General features: G+C 64.3%; 15 protein-coding genes and 1 pseudogene. 15 read left to right on the top strand and 1 reads right to left on the bottom strand.

Going from position 1 to position 16,960, the window contains the following annotated elements:
• The first annotated feature begins 320 nt into the window (after positions 1-320).
• The 3 genes from repC to H5J25_RS19060 all read left to right on the top strand — a co-directional run bounded on the left by repC (position 321) and on the right by H5J25_RS19060 (position 3,117).
• Positions 321-1,673 (top strand): plasmid replication protein RepC, encoded by a 1,353-nt coding sequence (gene repC, locus H5J25_RS19070; RefSeq protein WP_202096620.1) that lies wholly within the window; start codon positions 321-323, stop codon positions 1,671-1,673.
• Between the two features lie 184 nt (positions 1,674-1,857).
• On the top strand, positions 1,858-2,751 hold the full coding sequence (locus H5J25_RS19065; RefSeq protein WP_202096619.1) for a replication initiator protein A: 894 nt from the start codon (positions 1,858-1,860) through the stop codon (positions 2,749-2,751).
• A gap of 90 nt (positions 2,752-2,841) precedes the next feature.
• Entirely contained in the window at positions 2,842-3,117 is a 276-nt protein-coding gene (locus H5J25_RS19060) for a hypothetical protein (protein WP_202096618.1), read from the top strand.
• Here H5J25_RS19060 and H5J25_RS21470 read toward each other — a convergent pair.
• Entirely contained in the window at positions 3,084-4,013 is a 930-nt protein-coding gene (locus H5J25_RS21470) for a lytic transglycosylase domain-containing protein (RefSeq protein WP_202096617.1), read from the bottom strand. The two genes, H5J25_RS19060 and H5J25_RS21470, sit on opposite strands and share 34 nt — an antisense overlap.
• A gap of 207 nt (positions 4,014-4,220) precedes the next feature.
• Between H5J25_RS21470 and H5J25_RS19050 the strand changes: the two genes are divergently transcribed.
• The 12 genes and pseudogenes from H5J25_RS19050 (at position 4,221) to H5J25_RS18990 (ending at position 16,910) form a co-directional block, all read left to right on the top strand.
• On the top strand, positions 4,221-4,898 hold the full coding sequence (locus H5J25_RS19050) for a ParA family protein (RefSeq protein ID WP_202096616.1): 678 nt from the start codon (positions 4,221-4,223) through the stop codon (positions 4,896-4,898).
• Positions 4,899-5,011: 113 nt separating this feature from the next.
• Positions 5,012-5,209 (top strand): hypothetical protein, encoded by a 198-nt coding sequence (locus tag H5J25_RS19045; protein ID WP_202096615.1) that lies wholly within the window; start codon positions 5,012-5,014, stop codon positions 5,207-5,209.
• 39 nt (positions 5,210-5,248) lie between these two features.
• Positions 5,249-6,085 carry a DUF7146 domain-containing protein gene (locus H5J25_RS19040; RefSeq protein ID WP_202096614.1) on the top strand — a complete coding sequence of 279 codons (837 nt, stop codon included), beginning with the start codon at positions 5,249-5,251 and terminating at the stop codon, positions 6,083-6,085.
• A 59-nt stretch (positions 6,086-6,144) separates the two neighbouring features.
• Positions 6,145-10,385 (top strand): annotated as a pseudogene (locus tag H5J25_RS19035) (strawberry notch-like NTP hydrolase domain-containing protein).
• Between the two features lie 137 nt (positions 10,386-10,522).
• Positions 10,523-12,562, top strand: coding sequence for a ParB/RepB/Spo0J family partition protein (locus tag H5J25_RS19030; protein ID WP_225883577.1), 2,040 nt, complete (start codon positions 10,523-10,525; stop codon positions 12,560-12,562).
• A 131-nt stretch (positions 12,563-12,693) separates the two neighbouring features.
• Positions 12,694-13,656 (top strand): ArdC family protein, encoded by a 963-nt coding sequence (locus tag H5J25_RS19025; RefSeq protein WP_202096613.1) that lies wholly within the window; start codon positions 12,694-12,696, stop codon positions 13,654-13,656.
• Between the two features lie 24 nt (positions 13,657-13,680).
• The gene (locus H5J25_RS19020) at positions 13,681-14,169 is read left to right on the top strand and encodes a hypothetical protein (RefSeq protein WP_202096612.1); all 489 of its coding nucleotides are present in this window, start codon (positions 13,681-13,683) and stop codon (positions 14,167-14,169) included.
• 256 nt (positions 14,170-14,425) lie between these two features.
• Positions 14,426-15,070, top strand: a complete 645-nt coding sequence (locus H5J25_RS19010) for a hypothetical protein (RefSeq protein ID WP_202096611.1) — start codon at positions 14,426-14,428, stop codon at positions 15,068-15,070.
• A 6-nt stretch (positions 15,071-15,076) separates the two neighbouring features.
• Positions 15,077-15,514, top strand: coding sequence for a hypothetical protein (locus tag H5J25_RS19005; protein ID WP_202096610.1), 438 nt, complete (start codon positions 15,077-15,079; stop codon positions 15,512-15,514).
• Between the two features lie 27 nt (positions 15,515-15,541).
• A complete protein-coding gene (locus H5J25_RS19000; protein WP_202096609.1) occupies positions 15,542-16,156 on the top strand; it encodes a DUF6927 domain-containing protein in 615 nt (204 codons plus the stop codon).
• Positions 16,153-16,398 (top strand): hypothetical protein, encoded by a 246-nt coding sequence (locus H5J25_RS18995; RefSeq protein WP_318781375.1) that lies wholly within the window; start codon positions 16,153-16,155, stop codon positions 16,396-16,398. The genes H5J25_RS19000 and H5J25_RS18995 overlap by 4 nt, the downstream gene beginning before the upstream one ends.
• Positions 16,395-16,910, top strand: a complete 516-nt coding sequence (locus H5J25_RS18990) for a thermonuclease family protein (protein WP_202096608.1) — start codon at positions 16,395-16,397, stop codon at positions 16,908-16,910. Before H5J25_RS18995 ends, H5J25_RS18990 begins: the two co-directional genes overlap by 4 nt.
• Positions 16,911-16,960: the final 50 nt, after the last annotated feature.

The raw sequence follows: 16,960 nt of genomic DNA, 5'->3' as shown, positions 1-16,960 counted from the left end.
AGCACGAGGATTTCCAGGACACGGTAACAGATAGCACGAGCCACGAGACGCGACTCTCGAAGCAACTGCCGTTTACCTTGTGAAAGTCGCAAGCCTCGGGTGTCCGAGGCGCGACCTCGTCGCCGAGCGACGGCGAGAAACCAGAACAAGGGAATGCCGTGCAGAAAGAAAAACCCGGCACTAGGCCGGGCTTTTCGGAACCTCGGAGAGGCCGTGTGACAACGATCCCCTAATCGAGCTCCGAACACGCAGCAAGAAGAAAGCGCTCTGAGCGCCACGGACTTCTGCGTCCGCACGGGAATCCAAAGGGGATTTTCCGAATGAGCACCTATGTCTATGCTCCAGGCGCCGGTCACCGGCGGATAGATGCGCGCACCGCCGCCACCAACCAGCTTGCTCAGGCTTTCAATGGTCTTCCCGAGGACGTCAGCCACCGCCAAGTCCTCACCATGTTCAAGCGCGCGGCGCCCTATCTTGGTATCCCCCCTCGCCTCGTCCATGCCATCGATACGCTCATGAGCTGGTCCCGGCCGATCGACTGGTCCGATGGACAGCGTCCAATTGTCTTCCCCTCTAACGAAAAGCTGACCCAGAAGCTCGGCATCGGAGTCCGGCAGCTGCAGAAGATGCTGACCAGTGCAGCCCGCTACGGCCTACTGACGCACCGTGACAGTGCGAACGGCAACCGGATCGGCGCCCGTGGTAAAGACGGCCGCCTGATCTACGCCTACGGGATCGATCTCAGCCCGCTTGGAGCCCGGTACCTGGAGTTTGTCGAGACTGCGAACGAAGGAAGCGCCTCCGATTTGCGGATCGAGGTCCTGCGTAAACGGCTGACGGCCGCTCGTCGTCGGATCCGCAGCTTGGCCCAGTTGGTGGAGGATGAGGCGATCGAGGGGATCGATGCATGGACTGCGGTCGAGATCGCGCAGCTCGCAACTCGGCAGATGCGTCAGGTTCGCGATGAAACCCTCCTTTCTGCCTGCGTTGAGCAGATGGAGAGTCGTGCTGATGAGCTTGGCAAGAGCGCCACGGCAGCATTTGAGATGTTGAAACCTTCTCAGATTCACGAAAAAAGTTCGCCCTCGGGCGTCCTCGACGACACCGTCATTACAACTACAAAACAACCCGATACTGCTAAAGCAGAATACAGTAGTGGCTATCCGGAAAGAAGTAGCAAGGCCGGGTACGACGTCCGTGACGAACAACCGCAAACGGAGGTCGAGGCAGACCTGGCCAAGCACGGCGTCGATCCCGAGTTCATCGCGTCTGTGGTGCCCGAGTTTATCTTGACCAACACGCAACGGCCAACATGGGGCGCGCTAATCGGTACGGCCGAGCGGCTCGTCGACCAGACGGCAATTCACCGTAATGTCTGGCACGAAGCATGTCGGCTTATGGGGCAAAAGGGCGCGGCAGCTTCCGTGTTGGCGACGGCCCACAAGCACCTTCGTGGAGACGTTGAGCGTCCGGGCGCTTACCTCCGTGGCATGAACAAGCACGCTGCGTCGGGTCTTTTGAACCTTGGTCGGACGTTCCATGGCCTGAAGGACAATGCGCGGACCGAGGCCATGCGTTCACTCTCCACCGGTTCAGAGCCACGTTCGATTGGTCAGCTTGCGTCCGCTGCGCTCAAACTGGCCCGTACCGGCAGGTCGCCGCAGTTCCTGTGAGGGAGGATAGGGTAACTGAAAGCACGAGCCCCCTGCCCTGCTCACACGTTTTGCGATGGTAAACGCCCATTTGCTCACGCTAACAGGCGCGAATCCTCGTGCTTTCAGTTACCGTATGTCGGGACGGGGGTGATCCAGCGCTCGATGATGCTATCCTCAGGCGGGTTTTCGGAATGGAGCGCTGATGGCTAAGTCCCCCGCCCTACCGCGGCAAATTTCGCTGTTCGACATGGACAGCCCTCTCCATGGCAAGGTCCGTGGTGAGCGGAGCATCATGGATTTTCCTTTCTTCGTCTTATCGAAGAATGCCCACCTTGAGCCGATCGAGTACCGGCATGATCAGGTCACGATCCAGATCCGCCCGAGTGCGACCGGTGTCGCGACGATGTGGGACAAGGAAATCCTGCTCTACGTCGCCTCGCTGGTGGCGCAGGCAATCGCCGATGGGCAGGTCGCCGACGAGGACGTCACGTTTGCGGCACATGACTTCTTTCGTATTACGGGCGTGGAGCGTCCGTCGATCCGGGATTATCGGCGGTTTGCCGAGGCATTAGAGCGTCTCCAGGGTACGCAGATCAAAACGAATATCGAGACCGGATCGAAGATCGATCGGGGCTGGTTCTCTTGGCTTTCTGAAGCTCAAGTCGAATACGAGAAGATGGCCAACGGGGACGAACTGCTCCGGTACGTCCGGGTTCGCCCGTGCAATTGGCTGTATCGTGCGATCAAGCGAGATCAGCGTATCTACCATTATCATCACGACTACTTTCGACTCGGCGCTATTGAGCGACGGATGTACGAAATCGCTCACTGTTATTGTGAGAACGGGCCAATCGAGATCACGCTGGAGGATCTGCACCGAAAGATCGGCTCGATGGGACCGATGAAACGGCTGAAACAACTTGTGAAGACCATCGAGGGCGAGAACCGACTCCCGGAGTATGACGTCGATCTGGTCGAGACGGTAACCGGAGAATATACCGACTCGATCGGACGCCGGCGAAAGTCGGTGACCACCAGCGTGAGGATGCGACCGAAGCAAAAGTCTGTTGCAGCCCCAATGCACGCTGCAGCTTAGCCCCTCCCCTGCCCTCTTAGCTGCCCTGGCAACTAATCTCCAAAGCGCTCCGTTAAGGCGTCGGAAGTCTCTTCGCTGTAAGAAGCCTTTATGCCGCAAGCGAAACTCGACGCGTGGATCTCGCTTTACGCCGCAGTTGGACTGCTTGTCGCGTTGTGCGCGATCATCGCGGTGATCAAGACGGTCCACGACTATCGCTCGGGAAGCAGGACGCTGTCCACGACCACGGTGATGGACAAGGTTCTCGCGGCTCCGCGCGTTTGGGTTCGTTGGCAACTCAACTACCTGCTCGGCGTGCCGGCGATACTCGCGATCGCCATGCTCTACGCCAATTACCTTGGGTTCGCGACGCTCGTCGACGTGTAGTTGAATAGCTGGGCACCGCGGAATGTCGGCAGGTTGGTCGACAGCGCGGCGGTCTGAATCGTCGCGGTTTTAAACGCGCTTGCACTCCAGCCCCGCGTGATCGCCGAGACGTAGCCGATCGTCTCGCGGAACGGTGGGATACGGCCGTTGAGACGAACCCGGCCCGGTCCTGCGTTGTAGGCCGCGAGCGCCAAGTCCACCCTCTTGAACTCGTCCAAATGCTCGCGAAGGTAGCGGGCCCCTCCCCTCAGGTTCTGCAGCGGATCGCGCGAGTTGAACACGCCCAGGTAAGCCGCGGTGCCCGGCATCAGCTGCGTAAGACCCACCGCACCCTTAGGCGAGACGATCTGCGGATTGTACTGGCTCTCCTGCGCAACGAGCGCATCGAACAGCCCGACGGGAACGCCAGCCTCGCAGGCGACGGCCGAGATCAGCGGGTAATAGCGTGCGCGCCGCTGCTCAAGGTACATGGGCAGGTCCCCCCGAGGACGGTACGGTGAAATCGAACATGGGGCTGGGCTGTAGAGATACGGTGCAACCGCAGCCGCGGCCGCGAGACCCGATGTCGTCACCTTCCCGGTCTGCATCCACAGGGGCACTGGGATGGACGACCGCTCGACCGGTGCCATGGCGATCGCCGGCGCGAACGACGGAGGCGGCGCCATGCCCGCGAAGTCCTGCGCAAGGATCTCCGCCGAGAGCGCCGTCGCCTCGCTCGGAAGAGCAGCCGGGATTTCGTTCGCAGCGGGCTTCTTGCCCACCTCGATCACGACACCGTCACCGACGCTTCTGAACGGCACTAGCTCGACCTGCTGAGCGGCAGCGCTGGTGATCGCCGCTGCGCCGGCAGCGACGCCGATCAGCGTCTTCGCACCCAGGATCATCCTCTTCGCCATAGCGAGCAAAGGACCACACGCCTTCAGGCCTGGCAACGTGGAATATTTTTACACCGTTGCAGTGCAGAGCGCATTACACAGCGCGGCGCAAGTCAATGTGTAGTGCGATTGTGCTTGCAAGGTGTAGCTCGCTTCGCCAATCACATGCAAAGACGCATGTAACGCGCATTGCACTGTAATGCTGGTTAGCAGTACAAAGGGACCGTCATGGCTGTCATTCTCGTGGGATCCATCAAAGGCGGAGTTGGCAAGTCCACTACCGCCCTCGCGCTAGCCTCGGAAATCAGGTCCGCGGGGCAGACGGTCTACGTCATCGACACGGATCCCCAGCTCTCCCTCTATCGCTGGTTCGAGGACTGGAAGCTGAAGGATGGGATCGTGGTCGAAGACGGCCACAAGATGACGCAGAAGCAGCTGGAGACAGCCGTTTACGACGCCTCGCAGGAATACCCCTTCGTGATCCTTGACGTGAAAGGGGCAATCAATGAGCAGGTGATGTACGCCACGCTGCAAGCGAACATGCTCATCATCCCTCAGCGTGCGTCGGCCGCGGACCTCGAGCGATCGATCGAGTTCCTTGACCGGCTCGAGTTCATCGAGCGTGCTCGGCAGAGGCCCCTCCCCCACCGCATCCTGTTCACCCAGCGCACGACCGCCATCACCTCGCGAGCCGAGCGCGAGATCATGGAGCAGACGCGCCAGGCGGCACCGGTCTTCTCATCAGAGTTGTTCCTGGGCGACGCTTATCGCGCGATGTTTCTCTACCGAATGACGTTGGAGGAACTGGACGCCCATAACCTCGCGCGGACCGAGCGCGCTCGCCAGAATGTCCAAAGCCTCCTTCGGGAGATCGTTGCCATCATCACATCCGAGGTCAAAGCATGAGCGAAGCACCAGAACCCAAGAAGTTCGGCCGCGCCGCTCGTGAGCCCGCTGCTAGCGGTCTCGATCTTTCAGCAATGCGCCCTACTCCCGCCCCTCGCCCCAGCGCTGCCCCGATGGAGTTGCCCGACGAATACCAGTCCGCGCCAACGGCGCGTCGTCGCAGGGTGCGCGAGACAAAGAGCAAGTCGGTGACCATGAGGATCACCCCCACCACCTACACCCGCTTCAACGACTATTGCGACCGCGAGCAGCTCTCCTACCCGGACGCGCTCGACCGACTTCTGGCGCTGGCTGAAAGCGCTAAGGAGTAGGAGGGAAGGGGGCGAGTGCATCATGAGAAAGGATGCACCATGACTCTAGTCGCCCTTAAACCCGCGCAGCAGATGGTCGATATCGTAGGCGCCCTAGGCGGCACCTGGCGCGGCTACCTCGCGATGTGCCGCTGCCCGGCCCACCAGGACAAGACGCCGAGCCTCTCGGTCCGGCAGGGCCATGAAGGGATCCTCGTTCACTGCTTCGCAGGCTGCGACGCGGACGACGTGCTGAGAGAGATCTCCCGGCTGAGGCCCGGCCAGCGTTACGAGCCGCCAAAGGCGGCACCGCACGGCCGACAGCCGAATGTCGAGCGGCTTTGGAGCGAGGCCGTCCCGGTCGCCAGCACGCCTGCGGAGGTGTACTTGAGGCAGCGCGGGATCCGCGACGGGTTCGATGACCTCCGGTTTCACCCCCGATGCCCTTGGGGACCGAAGCCTACCACCCGGTTCCTCCCTGCGCTGATAGTCGCCGCCAGAGAAGGTCTAGCCCTGCGCGCCGTTCAGCGGGTCTTCCTCGACCTCGAACACGGAGGCTATCTCGAGAAGGTGATGCTGGGGACCCCGGCTGGCGCGAGCTGGCAGGGCATGCGCGTGACGGACACGCTGGCGCTTGCTGAGGGTTTCGAGACGGCAGCTATGTTCACCCAGCATAACGGCATCCCGTGCTGGGCGACGCTTGGCGCCGCGAGGCTTGACCGCGTCCACATCCCGGACTCAGTCAGGACGTTGATCTTCGCCGAAGACAACGATCCCGAGGGAAGACGCGCCCGTCGGAAAGCGTGGGCAGCTTACCGTCCGCGTGGCTTGGATCTCCGGCGAATGCCGCCTCCGAGGCAATTCGGCGACTGGGCCGACGTCAGAACCGGAGCATAGAGGGGAGGGGGACTGGTCTGGTGAGCTGCGTCGTGCAGCCACAGAGCCAGGAGATCCCCATGAACGACCTGTTCGACGCCGCACGCGATCGTGCGTCATGTTGCACCGCTGCGGCGATGCGGCTCGTTCCCAGCCTTGAGGGCCAGGACAAGATCACGCGCGCCTTGCTCAACGAGGCGATGACGACCGCCTTCGGCGGTTCCGACGCCGACGGCCGCTGGACCCAGCGCGAGAGCTTCGAGGTACTTGAGCTTGCACTTGCACTTGCAATGCGAAACCGCAGTACAGATCGCTTGCACGTTGCACATGATGATGTGCTGCAAGCTGCAGTGCTGCTCGATCGGCTTCCAACGCAGACCGTGAGAAGCGAGGAGCAGATCGAGTGGCAACAGTTCTCGACACCCCTCGACCTAGCTGCTGTCGCCCTGATCCTGGCGGCTCCCATGCCCTCCGACATCGTCCTCGAGCCGAGCGCTGGCAACGGTTTGCTGGTGGCCCAGCTTCCCACGGTCACGGCCCTCCAGCTCAACGAGATCGACCCTGCGCGGCGCGCCCGGTTGCAGGCGGTCTTTCCAGAAGCGCCAATCTCGGCTCATGACGGCGCAACGATCGGCAGCGCGATGGCAGCGTCGACCCGCCCGACACTGATCATCATGAACCCGCCATTCTCGCGCTCGATCGGGCACGGTACGGACTCGCTTGCCGCGGTTCGACATCTCCAGGCAGCGATCCGGCGCGTCCGCCCGAACGGCCGCGTGGCGGCGATCATGCCCGACTGGTTCACGAACTCCGCGCGCATGGGCCAGATTTGGACGACCACGCTGGAGCAGGTGACGGTCAGGACCTCGATCCGCCTCACCGACGCATACGGCAAGCACGGCACCGGCGTCGCGGTCCGCCTCTACGTTCTCGACAAAGCGGTCGGCCAGAGCAACAACGTGACGATCCAGCGAGGGACCGTGCGCGAACTCCTCCCCGAGATCAGCGTACCCGAACGCCTGGAGTTTTCGGACGAGGTCGAGAAGCCTGCCGCTGCGAGGGGAGGGGCCGTGTCCCTCTTCCGAAGCGTCCGATCGAAGCCCGCAGCCGCGCCTCGCGTCTTTCGCGCGCGCGCCCGGAACGAGGTCGCGCCCGTGACGTACCAGGTCCTGGAAACTCCGGCACCGCTTGCGGAGCAGACGGGCGTCTATCTGCCATACCGGCCGAGCCGCATCGTCTTCGACAGTGCCGGCGAGCACCCGACCGCACTCGTAGAATCGGTCGCTATGGGCTCGATCCCCGCGCCGATCCCCACCCACGTCCCGGCGTTGCCGGAGCGAACGGTCAAGGACCGCCTCCTGTCCTCCTCGCAGCTGGAAACCGTGGTGTACGCCGGTCACGCGTGGACGCAGTTCATTCCCGGCCGTTTCCGTCCCGATCCCGAAGGGGTCGGCCTCATCATTGACGAGAACGGCAGCCGGTATCGCAAGGGCTTCTTCTTGGGAGACGGCACCGGCGCGGGCAAAGGCCGCCAGGTCGCGGCCGTGATCCTCGACAGCTGGCTTGCCGGGCGTCGCCGCGCCATCTGGGTGTCGAAGAACGAGGCCCTGCATGCCGACGCGATCCGTGACTGGACCGCGCTTGGCGGCCTCGCAGCCGATGTCCAGCCGCTCTCCCGCTGGAAGATCGACGAGCCGATCGCGATGAGCGAAGGTGTTCTCTTCGTCACCTACCCGACTCTGCGCTCCACACGGGGCGATGCGAGCCGGCTCGAGCAGATCATCGCTTGGGCTGGCGACGAATTCGAGGGCGTGATCGCATGGGACGAAGCCCACGAGATGGGCGGCGTTGCGGGCGGCGAGGGAAGCATGATCGCCAAGAAGGGCTCCCAGCAGGGGATTGCCGGCGTCGTGCTGCAGAACCGCTTGCCCGGGGCGCGTGTCCTATACGCGTCCGCGACCGGCGCCTCCGAGGTGAATAACCTCGCTTATGCCGTGCGGCTCGGCCTGTGGGGTCCCGAGACGTCGTTCGCTAACCGCGAGGCGTTCATCACCGAGATCCGGCAGGGCGGGATCGCCGCGATGGAGCTCGTCGCCCGCGACCTCAAGGCCACCGGCCTCTACACCGCCCGCGCGCTCAGCTTCGCCGGCGTCGAGTACGACATCCTGCGACATGAACTGACCCCTAAGCAGGTGGAGGTGTACGACGCCTACGCTGACGCCTGGGGCATTATCCACCGCAACATGGAGAAAGCCCTGGAGCTCACTGGCGTAGTGGATCCTTTGAAGGGCGACACGCTGAACTCCGGTGCCAAGGCGGCCGCGCGCTCGCGGTTTGAGAGCTGCAAACAGCGTTTCTTCGGTGCGGTGCTTCTATCGTGCAAGCTGCCGACCGTGATCGCTGCAGTGCGCCAGCACCTGGAGGCCGGTCAGTCCGTCGTACTCCAATTGGTCAGCACCGCCGAGGCGATCCTGGACAGGCGCCTAGGCGAACTCTCGCCGGACGAACGGGCCGAGCTCGACCTCGACCTTTCCCCGCGAGAAGCGATCATCGACTATCTGCAGCGTGCATTTCCCGTTCAGCAGATGACGCCGTACCGTGACGACACCGGTGAGATCCGGTCCCGGCCGATGTTCGACGAACGTGGCACGCCCGTCACCAATCCCGAAGCAGAAGCGGCCCGCGACGATCTGATCGAGCAGCTCTGCGCACTCCCACCGATAGCGGCCGTGCTCGATGGCGTGCTCGAGCATTTCGGTCACGACAACGTCGCCGAGGTTACCGGGCGGACCAAGCGGCTCGTCAGCACCGCGAACGGCACCCAAAGGCTGGAGTCCCGTTCGGCCCGCGCGACCCAGGCGGATGCCGCTGCCTTCATGGCAGGGACCAAGCGCGTACTCGTGTTCAGCGACGCCGGAGGCACCGGCCGTTCCTACCACGCAAGCCTCGACGTCAAGAACCAGGAACAGCGGGTACACCTGTTGCTGGAGCCGGGTTGGCGCGCCGATCGCGCTATCCAGGGGCTGGGCCGCACACACCGTACCCATCAGGCCTGTACGCCGCTCTTCCGGCCCGTCACGACGGACTGCAAAGGCGAATTGCGGTTCACGTCGACGATCGCGCGGCGTCTGGACAGCTTGGGCGCGCTGACGCGCGGGCAGCGCCAGACAGGCGGCCAGAACCTCTTCGACCCGGCCGACAATCTCGAATCCGAGTACGCCAAGGCGGCCCTGATCACCTGGTATCACCTCTTGATCGCCGGCAAGCTCACCAGCACGAACCTCGTAGACTTTACGCACCGGACCGGGCTCGAACTGCAAGACAAGGACGGCGTCCTGAAGGACGACCTGCCACCCATTCAGCGCTGGCTCAATCGCCTCCTCGCGCTTCCGATCGGCTTGCAGAACCTCATCTTCGACGAGTTCCTAGCGCTCGTCGAAACCCGTGTCGCGGCAGCCCGGGATGCCGGCACGCTCGACGTCGGTGTCGAAACGATGGCCGTCGACACCGCGACCGTGCTCGACGACACGATCCTGCGGACCGATGCCGTTACGGGTGCAACCTCGCACCTCCTTACCATCGAGGTGACCCGACGGCGCCAGCCGGTGTCGCTCGACCTGGTGCTGCGCATTGCCGACAGCGACGGCACCGCCGTGTTCCTGCACAACGGCCGATCGGGGAAAGTCGCGCTGCGGACCGCCTCCAGGTCGGGGATGACCGAGGAAGGTGTCGCGGTCGAACGGGTCGAGCTGATGCGGCCGACGCGTCGAGAATATCTAACGATGGACGACATGTACGAGACGGCTTGGGAGGAGTGCTCACGCGAGACCTTCCAGAGGGCTTGGGAGGTGGAGACCGAGGAAGCCCGCACCAAGGTCGACACCGAGACGATCCGGCTGGCCACCGGCTTGCTCCTCCCGATCTGGTCGGCGCTACCGAGCGATCACCTGGCGGTGAACCGCGTCGTAGACGGAGAAGGCCGTTCCTGGCTTGGCCGAATGGTCTTCCCCGGGATCTTCACGGGCTGTTCAACAAACTCGGCCTGGACGAACCCCAGGTCCTCAGCCCGGACGAAATTACGAAGGCCGCGCTGGAAGGCGGCTCGATCGTCCTCAAGCGACCATTCGCATGCGAGGTGAAGCGCGCTCGGGTCAACGGCAAGCCTCGGATCGAGGTTGTCGGTGCCCCCGCCGCGCAACTGCCATGGCTGAAGTCGATCGGCTGCTACACGGAAATCGTCTCGTACAAGACGAGGCTCTTTGTACCCAACGAGGGTGCCTCGGAGGTGATCGCCCGCCTGACGGCACAATCGGACGGCTGACGCCGCCACAGTGCAAAGCGCGGTACAAGGCGCAGTGCATGTCGCTGCGCGAGCTACGGAGCAGAAGGGAAGGGGGTGCGGGGAGGGTGTTCGGCGAGGGATTTCGTCGGACACCAACCACGCTCAGGAGACTGGCAATGACCCAGACCGTCAAACTCGCGAAGCTGAAGCAGTCCGAGAAGAACGTCCGCACGACGCAGCCCAAGAATATCCCCGCCATGGCCGCCAGCATCCGGGCGCGCGGCATCATCCAGAACCTGCTGGTCACGCCGTCGAAACCCCGCGGCTCGTTCGAGGTGATCGCCGGCGAACGCCGTTTCCTTGGAGCCATGATGCTCGCCGAGGCGGGTGAAATCGTCGCGGCCGACTACGACGTGCCCGTCAAGATCGTCGTCGGTGACGACAACGACCTGCGCGAGCTCTCGCTGACCGAGAACTTCCAGCGCGAGGTGATGACGCCGGCGGAGGAGTGCCGCGCGTTCCAGCACTTCCTGCAATCGGACGGCGACATCGATGCTGTTGCCAAGCGCTTCGGCCAGACCCGCCGCTTTATCGAGGGTCGCCTCCGGCTCGCCAACCTCGCGGAACCGGTATTCGAGGCGCTGGCGAACGGCGAGATCACCCTGGACATGGCGAAGGCCTATGGTTCGACCGAGGACCGCGCGAAGCAGGAGCGCGTCTTCGCCCAGTATCGGCACAGCGCCTACATCAACGCCGACCAGATCCGCCGCGCCATCTCGAACGACACCATGAAGGCGACTGACCCTGTCGCGATCCTGGTCGGCGCTGACGCCTATGTCGCCGCTGGCGGGCGCATCGAGCGCGAACTGTTCAACGAGGACGGCGACCGCTGGTCGGATCCCGAGATCGCGCAGTCGCTCGCCGGCACGATCATGGAAGCCGAGGCCAAGCGTCTCGGTGAGGAACAGGGGCTCGCCTGGATCCGACCGATCGTCACGACCAACCTTTATGGTGCAACAGCGGACCTCCACCGCGTTTCACTGGCGGCCGCACCGCTCAGCGAAGCCGAAGAAGTCCGCGCTTTTGAGATCTCCGAGCGGATCGAGGCCATCTCCGAAGAGATGAACGACGAGAGCCTCGACGATGCCGCCTACGGCGCGCTCGAAACCGAGACGGAGCAGCTCCAGCAGGAATATGAGAACCTCCACAACAAGCCGCCGGTGCTGCCCGACGAGATCAAGGGGCAGGTCGGCACGTTCCTGATGCTCGACCGGACCGGCAAGCTCGTGCTCGAGACCACCTACTACAGCGAAGCGCCGCTGCGCGCGCCGGGCGACGAGGCGGACAGCAAGCCGGCAGGATCGAGCCGCGACACCACCTCTCTGCCGCCCGAGGCCGTCGCACCGGGCGGAAAGCCGCTCAGCGCTCGCCTCCACGACGAGCTCGCGGTCCAACGACGCGACATCCTCGCCGCCTCGATCCTGGGCGATCCCGGGCTCGCGCTCGACTATGCGCTGTTCGCCATGGTCGACCGCACCCGCAACTACGGGCGTTCCGGCACGACCATCACTGCGGGCCGGCCGAACGATCCGCAGATGCCGGCAGAGTTCGCGCCCACGCAGGCTCGGATCGCGATCGCCGAGGCGCGCGAAGGGCTGGATACCAGCTGGACCGAGCTGGCCTCGCCGGTCGAGCGGTTCGAGGCGTTCCGCGCGCTTTCCGACGATGCCAAGGCGGCCTGGCTCGCCATCATGGTCGCCGACTCGCTTGAGGCGAAGCAGGAATACGGCGCGGTCACGACCAACCCGCTTCACGCCCGTCTCGCCTCCATCCTGGAGATCGACGTCGCCAAGTGGTGGCGGCCGACCTGCGAGAACTTCTTCGACCGCGTCTCGAAGGGTACGCTGCTGGCGACCCTCACCGAGGTGGGGGGGCCACTCTGGCGGCCCGCTATCTTGGCTCCAAGAAGGGCGAGATATCGACGAGCTGCGAAAAGCTGTTCGCCGGCGAGGCGATCACCGAGGCGGAGACCAAGGAGGCGGCGCTCGCATGGGTGCCCGACGCCATGCGCTTCGACGCCGTTGGTACGGCCGAGCTGGTCGAAGACACCGGGCTCGGTGACGACGACAGCGGCACCGGATCGGACGACCACGACCTGTCCGGCGAGGAGGTCAACGACTACACCGACGACACCGACGCGGATGCCGGCGCGGTGAACGACGAGAACGAGCTCGTCGCAGCCGAATAACCCCGCCCGACTGTCTCCTGGGCAACCTTGCGGCCGCTCCGATGGGACGGCCGCTCTTTTTCGCGAGGGCGCCACGCCGCCCCTTGGGGAGTTATCGCCATGACCTTTCGCCGCAAGCCCGACGCGCCACGCCGCGACGTCGCCGCCGAAATTACCAACCTGATCATCGAGAAGCTCGAAGCCGGCGTTCTGCCTTGGTCACGTCCTTGGGGACTGACCGGAGCAGGCGGCCGACCGCTGCGTCACTGCGGTACGCCCTACACGGGGATCAACACCCTCTACCTGTGGGCAATCGGCGACGCTCGTGGCTACAACAGCCGCACCTGGATGACCTATCGCCAGGCCGAAGAGCTGGGCGGCCAGGTCCGGCGCGGCGAGCGCGGCTCGCTGAGCGTGTACTTCTCCAGCTTCTCAAAGACCGAAACGGACCGCGTCACCGGCACCGAGCCGACCAAGAACATTCGCTTCCTGCGGTCCTACATCGTCTTCAACGTCGATCAGATCGACGGGCTGCCGACCTACTACTATCCAACCGTCGCGCCGCCACAGCCGCGGGTCGAGTCCGAACACCGCGCGTCGATCGATGCCTTTTTCGGGGCTTTGCCGGGCACAGTCCGGCATGGCGGCGACCAGGCGTATTTCTCGCCCATCGGCGACTACATCCAGATGCCGAACCGCGGTGCGTTCCGGTCGGACGATCATTACGCCAGCACCCTGGGGCACGAATACACCCACTGGTCGGGTGCGGCGTCGCGTCTTGCACGCGAGTTCGGCAAGAAGTTTGGCGACAGCGCTTATGCGTTCGAGGAACTGGTAGCGTCGATCGGGCAATGCCTCGTCTGCGCCGAGCTGGGCTTGCCCGGCGACCTGCATGACAATCACGCCAGCTACATCGAGCACTGGCTTCGCATCCTGAAATCGGACTCGAGCGCGATCATCAAGGCCGCGTCGAAGGCCGAGCAGGCATTCAACTACCTGAGGGACCTTGCGCGGCCCGCCAGCGCGTCCCCGGCCGACGACGAGACGGCAGAGTGGCACGAGCCCGAGGCGCTCGCCGCATGATCCCCCGTGCAAGGAGACGCAACCATGCGTATCGAGCTGAAGAAGCTGAAGGTCGTCAACGCCCTCTCCGAGGAGACGACCTGCTATACCGCCGAGATCTGGGTAGATGGCGCGCGCGCGTTCCTGGCGTCCAACCGAGGCCATGGCGCCGCGGACGACTTCCATCAGGTCGGCGTTGTCAGCGAGGCGTCGGTCAACGCCTGGCTCGCCGCAAATCGGCAGCCCACGCACTTCGGCGACACCGTTCTCGAGCACACGCTCGAGTTCGAGGTCGCGGCGCTGATCACGAAGACCGAGGAGGCAAAGCGGCTCCGTCGCTCCTTCAAGAAACAGCTGGTCGTGATCGATGACGGCAAGGTGTTCGGCTACCCGCTGAAAGGGCGTTCGATGAGCGCCGTGGCCGACGCCGTGCGCCGCACCCGTCCGGGCATTCGTGTCGTGAACGACGATGAGACGGCTGTGGAGCAAGCGGTCGATCTGCTGATCGCGCAATCCGAACAGGCCCAATCGTGAAGCTCGACCTCATGCAGCTGCTCGGCCCGACCCGACCCGACCCGGTTTGGCAGGCCGAGCGGGCGGGCTGGCGTTGCTACGTCTTTGGTAACGGCTGCGGCTACCGAGCAGGAACCCGGCTTGCGGCCGCCTGGGAGCGGGGGTTCGCGGCAGCGGCGCGATCCTCCGATCCAACGGGCCTGATGCTCTGAAGGCGGGAAGGGGAGGGGGAAGCGGGATGGTGAGCGCGAGACGCGCTCAGGACCCGGAGACCGCCATGCCCTACGACGTGCCTTTCCGCCACCAGCAGGCGCTCGATCCCAGTGCGCTGACCACCATCACCAGCGGCCTTCACGCACTGTCGCGCGCAATCGACGACTGCCGCAACGCGGGCGTCAGCCTGGAGGCAGACGCTGCGGTAATCCTGCTCGCGCGTCATCTCGGCACGCTCACCAAGAGCATGCCCGACGACGCCATCCTGCGGCGCCGGGCTACCGAAAGCATCGCCGAGCTGCAGCGCTTCCCCGCCCTGTTGACGCTGGCAATCCGGGGCGTGGCATATGATGCGGCCGCCAAGGACCTCTTCCACGCCGATGGCCGCCGCGCGATGCACAAGCTGGCCGCTGCCCTCTGCCTTCCCGACGACAGCTATTCCATCCGATCGAACCGGTCGGGTCCGGCCGCTTCCGGAGAGATCACGCTCCACGGCGAGGAAGTTTGGGTTCAGCTCTCGTTGGGAGCGCTCGGACCAGACTACGAAGTTTCGTTCCGACGCGTCAGGGGCCGCGACGACCATCTTGGCGATCGACGCCGGTTCGCAGCGATCCGCGAACTCCTCAACCCCGAGCGCTTTGCCGAACGGGTGCGCCGCGAGTTGCGGCTGGCACCCACTTCGGCCGAACGCGTGACCCTGTTCGGCTGACCCGGGATGGAACTGCTCGCCACCCGCGTCCGCGTGACGGGGACTCGCCCTCGATACCAGTACCGGCTCTACGCCTCGTTCGCCGCCCTCTCGCCGGAACGCGTGTTCCAGATCCACTACCATAGCGACTTCGGCCACGGGCGAGGTCTGTTGGCCAGGATAAGCGAGGTGATCGCTCCGATTGCGTGGCTGGCCATGCCGCCCTGCCGGGAGAAGTCCCTGCAGGCAAGGGCAATTCATCTGATGGCCGCGAGGATCGATACGGCCGTCCTGTCGACAGTGTTCCCCGAGGCCATGGTCGACCCGATCCCGCTCTTGCTCGAAATTACCGACGAACTGCCGGACGAGCGAGTGTCCGTCGAGATCGCGGACATCATGGGCCGATACCAGCGGCTCGCCGACGATCCGGCGCTGGCCGACCGTCTTGACCCACGCCGCCTCTGATGCGGCCCAACCTGGAAAGGATCTACCATGGGCTGGCTCACCATGCCGTTGTCGTCGATGCACCCGCACACGACCCCGAAGGCCTATCTCGACGCCCAATTCACCTATGACCGACGGGCTGACGCCGGAAAGGGCAGGGCGCTTCGGATCGTCGCGTCCTCCTGCCTCCGCAACCAAGTCTATTATGCGGCCGCGGTGCCGAGTACCGATGGGGTCGACGAGCCGACCTTCGCCGTCGTCTGCCTGGTCAAGTGGAACCCTCGCGACAAGGAGGGCTACGTCTTCGGCTTCAAGGATATGACGGAGCACATGGGACCGTCCGAAGCCGAATGCCCGGAGCGCATCCTGGCTCTGCTCGGCGACACCGACGATCCCTCCGCGCTCAACTGGCGCCGGCGCTGCATCGATAACCTTGCGCGCGCGTCGCGACCGCTGGAGCACGGGATGCGTATCCGTCTTCCCTCCCCGGTGAAGTTCACCGACGGCTACGAAGGTGACGAGTTCATCGTCCACAGGCGGGGCCGCAAGATCGGGCTCGCAAAGCCCGGCTGCAGCTACCCCGGCTACAGGCTCAGTGGCCTCCGCCAGCTGGCCTGGATCATCGTCCCCGAGACGAAGGTTCACAAGACCGTGTTCGCTTGATCAACAAGCTCACCCAAACCAGGATCATGGCCATGATCGCCCTCCACGACCATTCGCCCTTGAGCGCGAAGCGCCGAACGCTCTGCAGCCGCGAGAACGCCCAGCGCGTGGCAGCACGCATGATGGACGACGGATTGGACTGTGTCTCCATCCTTCGGACCAGCAACCCCCTCCAGCCCCTCCGGGTCGTCGCCGAAAGCGTCGACGGGCCCGAGGTCGAGCTCGAGATGCGCCTCGCATGAGGCCGCTCTTGCTACTCCTCTCGGTGACCGTGTCAGCGTGCAGCGCCAGCCCCGGGCAGGAGATCGCCCAACCAGAGGTCCGCGGCGATGCCCGCGCGCTCGACGGCGACACCGTTTCGATAGACTTCCGCTTCTCGGGCGCGGATTCGGTTGAGAAAAAGCAGCAGTGCGAGCGATCGGGGTCCTGCTACCCGTGCGGCAAGGTCGCCCAGGACGCGACCGCACGCATGCTCAGGAGCGGAGAGGCAACGATCAGCCTTGTCGGGAGCAGCAGCTACGGCCGTCCCGTCGCGATCGTCAGCGTGAACGGGTTGGATCTTGGAGAGCAACTGATCTCCCAAGGGTTCGCCGTGCCGGCCACGAAATACCTGAAGAACGATCCCGAGCGGGCGACCCGCTACGTCGAGGTGTTCGAGGATGCGCGTCGCCACCGACGAGGCATTCACTCAGGCGAATGGATCGAGCCGGAGAAATGGCGTCGCGGGGAACGCCTCGCCTGCGAGCGGCGTTGAACCTACACCCCCCGAACAAGACGGGCGGCCCCGGCTCAAGCCAGGGCCGC

The organism is Sphingomonas aliaeris, assembly GCF_016743815.1.
Taxonomy (GTDB): Bacteria; Pseudomonadota; Alphaproteobacteria; order Sphingomonadales; family Sphingomonadaceae; genus Sphingomonas; species Sphingomonas aliaeris.
This window is presented reverse-complemented; position numbering and strand designations above follow the sequence as displayed.

Excerpts from the sequence above, each read along its gene's own strand:
- H5J25_RS19050 (WP_202096616.1), top strand. The coding sequence starts at position 4,221 with ATGGCTGTCATTCTCGTGGGATCCATCAAAGGCGGAGTTGGCAAGTCC.
- H5J25_RS21470 (WP_202096617.1), bottom strand. The coding sequence starts at position 4,013 with ATGGCGAAGAGGATGATCCTGGGTGCGAAGACGCTGATCGGCGTCGCT.
- H5J25_RS19030 (WP_225883577.1), top strand. The coding sequence starts at position 10,523 with ATGACCCAGACCGTCAAACTCGCGAAGCTGAAGCAGTCCGAGAAGAAC.
- H5J25_RS19005 (WP_202096610.1), top strand. The coding sequence starts at position 15,077 with ATGGAACTGCTCGCCACCCGCGTCCGCGTGACGGGGACTCGCCCTCGA.
- repC (WP_202096620.1), top strand. The coding sequence starts at position 321 with ATGAGCACCTATGTCTATGCTCCAGGCGCCGGTCACCGGCGGATAGAT.
- H5J25_RS18990 (WP_202096608.1), top strand. The coding sequence starts at position 16,395 with ATGAGGCCGCTCTTGCTACTCCTCTCGGTGACCGTGTCAGCGTGCAGC.
- H5J25_RS19000 (WP_202096609.1), top strand. The coding sequence starts at position 15,542 with ATGGGCTGGCTCACCATGCCGTTGTCGTCGATGCACCCGCACACGACC.
- H5J25_RS19020 (WP_202096612.1), top strand. The coding sequence starts at position 13,681 with ATGCGTATCGAGCTGAAGAAGCTGAAGGTCGTCAACGCCCTCTCCGAG.
- H5J25_RS19040 (WP_202096614.1), top strand. The coding sequence starts at position 5,249 with ATGACTCTAGTCGCCCTTAAACCCGCGCAGCAGATGGTCGATATCGTA.
- H5J25_RS19010 (WP_202096611.1), top strand. The coding sequence starts at position 14,426 with ATGCCCTACGACGTGCCTTTCCGCCACCAGCAGGCGCTCGATCCCAGT.
- H5J25_RS19045 (WP_202096615.1), top strand. The coding sequence starts at position 5,012 with ATGGAGTTGCCCGACGAATACCAGTCCGCGCCAACGGCGCGTCGTCGC.
- H5J25_RS19065 (WP_202096619.1), top strand. The coding sequence starts at position 1,858 with ATGGCTAAGTCCCCCGCCCTACCGCGGCAAATTTCGCTGTTCGACATG.
- H5J25_RS19025 (WP_202096613.1), top strand. The coding sequence starts at position 12,694 with ATGACCTTTCGCCGCAAGCCCGACGCGCCACGCCGCGACGTCGCCGCC.
- H5J25_RS19060 (WP_202096618.1), top strand. The coding sequence starts at position 2,842 with ATGCCGCAAGCGAAACTCGACGCGTGGATCTCGCTTTACGCCGCAGTT.